Source organism: Actinoplanes sp. NPDC051633 (assembly GCF_040681735.1).
In the GTDB taxonomy this organism is placed as follows: Bacteria; Actinomycetota; Actinomycetes; order Mycobacteriales; family Micromonosporaceae; genus Actinoplanes.
In genome coordinates, this window is the sequence record NZ_JBFAZH010001022.1 from 1 (window position 1) to 2,797 (window position 2,797).

The 2,797-nt window shown below is 69.4% G+C and carries 1 protein-coding gene; it reads right to left on the minus strand.

The window, feature by feature from the left end; all coding sequences use genetic code 11:
- Positions 1 to 46 precede the first annotated feature (46 nt).
- On the minus strand, positions 47 to 2,797 hold a 2,751-nt coding region (locus AB0M20_RS36230), incomplete at its 5' end, for a DNRLRE domain-containing protein (protein WP_364305142.1).

Genomic DNA, 2,797 nt, shown 5'->3' on the forward strand with positions numbered 1-2,797 from the left:
CGACACTGGTTTTGCTCAAATTTTTGTTTGTGAAAAGCAATTATTTTTATTTGGCTCTCATTTGCGTGACCGGCGAGGTGTACTCGTCGCCCGGGATCATCCGGGACGGCACGGTCGGCGCGTGATAGGTGTTCTCCGTCGCCGGCGCGGTGTAGATCACCTCGAGCCGCGGACGCTGCCGGATGTCCGGCACCTCGCCAGAGGTGAACAGCACCCGCTGGGTGGGCGTCGACTCGTTGGCCAGCCGGAAGAGCACACCCTTGTTGGTGCCGGCGTTGTTCACCCAGCCCTGCACCAGCGCGGTGGTGTCCCAGTTCTGCCAGCGCGGATCGGTGCCGATGTTGTCCACGTAGGACGTGGCGGCGCCGTTGTAGTCACCGCCCGGCGTGGTCCACGCGGCGGCGCTGCTCGCCCTGTTCCACGTGCCGGTGGTCTCGTCGAAGTCGCGGGTGAGGCCGTGCACCTGGAAGCGTGCGCCGGTGCCGCCCTCGGAGTAGGCGCCCCAGAGGCTGGCGGTGGCGCGCAGCACCTTGGTGCCGGCGGGGAGCCCGGTCATGCTCGGCCATTTCACGACCGCCCGGCTGGTGCCGTACTTCGAGCCGTTGTTGCCGATCTGGACCAGGCCACCGCCGTCCAGCACGTCGTGGCCGTTGTTCGGATCCTTGCTGGTCAGCGTGGTGTCGGTGGAGTTGCCCTGCAGGACCCGCACGATGTGACCGGCCTTGGGCAGCTGGACCTGCTCGGTGGGCGACGGGATCAGCTCGCCGGAACGGGTCTTCACCACGATCATGTAGTAGGACGGCGGCCCGAACTCACCGGGGTTGTTCGCCGGCGTCGGGGTGCCGCTGGTGTCGCTGTAGCTGGTGCGGTCGTTGCGCACCGGTGCCACCAGCGTGCGGTCGGACGGGATGAAGCTCTGTGCGGTGCTGCGGTGGACCTGGTACTCGAGGATGTCGTCGCCGGTGGTGCTGCCCGGCGACGGGTCGGTGTACTCGCTCCAGGCCAGCTCGGCGCCGGTGGACCGGATGGTGGTCGGCATCTGCAGGGTGACGCCGGGCTTGCCCCAGGTCAGCAGCAGGGTGGGGAAGGTGTCGACCTCGCCGCCGTAGGCGTTCTCCGCACCCTCGTAGCGCACGCCGCTGCGGACGTCCGTCTCGACCGGCGTCTTGAGGATGAAGCCGTTGTTCGTCTGCCGGCCGTCCAGCCAGTCCTGCACGGTGGACCGGACGCTGAACGTGTGCCATGCGTGGTTCTGCTTCTTGCCCCGGTGGTCGGTGGCCTCCTTGACGAGCCGGACGCCGTCGGCCACGACGGTCTTGTTCGCAACGTCGCCGAGCACCACCTTGTGGGTGGTGCCGGCGTTGAAGGTGAAGTTGCCGATCGAGACCCAGTTGCCGTTGCCGGAGCCGGTCGTCTGGTTGACCGCCGCCGAGGTGGTGCCGGCGGCGTGGTGCACCGTGTAGGGAGCGTTCGCCGCCCGGTCCGAGCCGGGAACGTAGTGGACCTCGACCCGGTACCGGCCGGGCTCGGTCACCCGCGGCACCCAGGTGTAGGTGTCGCCGGTCGTGGGGCCGCTGTTGGCCCGGTACGTACCGCCCAGCGCCCCGGCCGCGACGCCTGCGCCCCACGCACCCGTCACCGCGGTCTTGCCGGGATCGACGTCGTCGATCTGCTCGGTGTTGGTGCCGATCTCGCCGACGGCGTTGCGCACCGTGTTCCAGGTGACCGAACTCTCCGCCCAGGGCACGGTCGCCCGATGCGCGCTGACGTCCATCTCGACGTCGTCGAACGTGTTGAGCATGTTCTGGTCGAAGTAGAGCTTCAGCTGCGCCGAGTCGAGCCGCGTGCCCGCCGGCACCTCGGTGAGCGGGAACTTCACCAGGCTGCGGAACGTGGCGTTGGCGGCGGCGTCGATCGGGTTGGTGCCGACCGACAGCTTCCAGTTGGTGTCGTAGTTGGTGTTCGGCTCGTAGGAGTTGACCATCGCGTCCTGCGCGTCGCCGACCTGCGGCTGCACCTTGATGGTGGGGTCGATGACCACCGGGTATCGCCGCTGCGGGTCGCGCAGCCACGCCTCGTCGGCGGTCACGGTGAGGCGCAGGTCGCGACCGGCGCCGCCGATGGTCTGGGTGACCTTGGTGCTGTGCCCGGTGCCGGTCGCCGACCCGGGGTTGGCGGCGCTGTAGTACATGAACGGCTTAGGCAGGTAGAACAACGGCCGGCCGTCGGCGTCGGCGGCCCGGAAGGCGATCGAGCCGTCGGCCTGCTGCGCGGCGGTGACGCCGTCGAGCGACAGCCGGAACGAGAAAGTGGCCGGGCCGGTCGGCGCCCGGTCCAGGACGATCTTTTCCTTCAGCGCGGTGGCCGTGACGTCGTACGCCACGTCGGCGGAGCCGAACACGTCCGGATAGCTGATGCCGCTGCCGGACACCTTCGGCGTCACGACGCGTCCGGCGCCGTCCACGCCCACGGTGACCGACCGGCCGCCGAGGTCGTAGCGGACCAGCCGGTCGGTGCGGTCACCGAACCGGCTGTCGAAGGAGTTCTCGGCGGAGACGTACGGATACCCGGCATCGCGCGATCGCGTGATCCGGGTGTCGACGTCCTGCCACCGGCCGTTGCTGTCGCGGTAGTGCACCGGGGCGCCGCTGATCTCGGACTGGGTGCGGCCGTCGGCGAGCCGCCAGACCTTGGCGTTGGCGGTGCGGGCGGAGGTCACCTCGGACACCCGTTTCGCCGCCGGTATCGCCTTGGCGGCCGGCGGGCGGGCCGGGTGGGTCAGCGTGCCGCCCGGGCC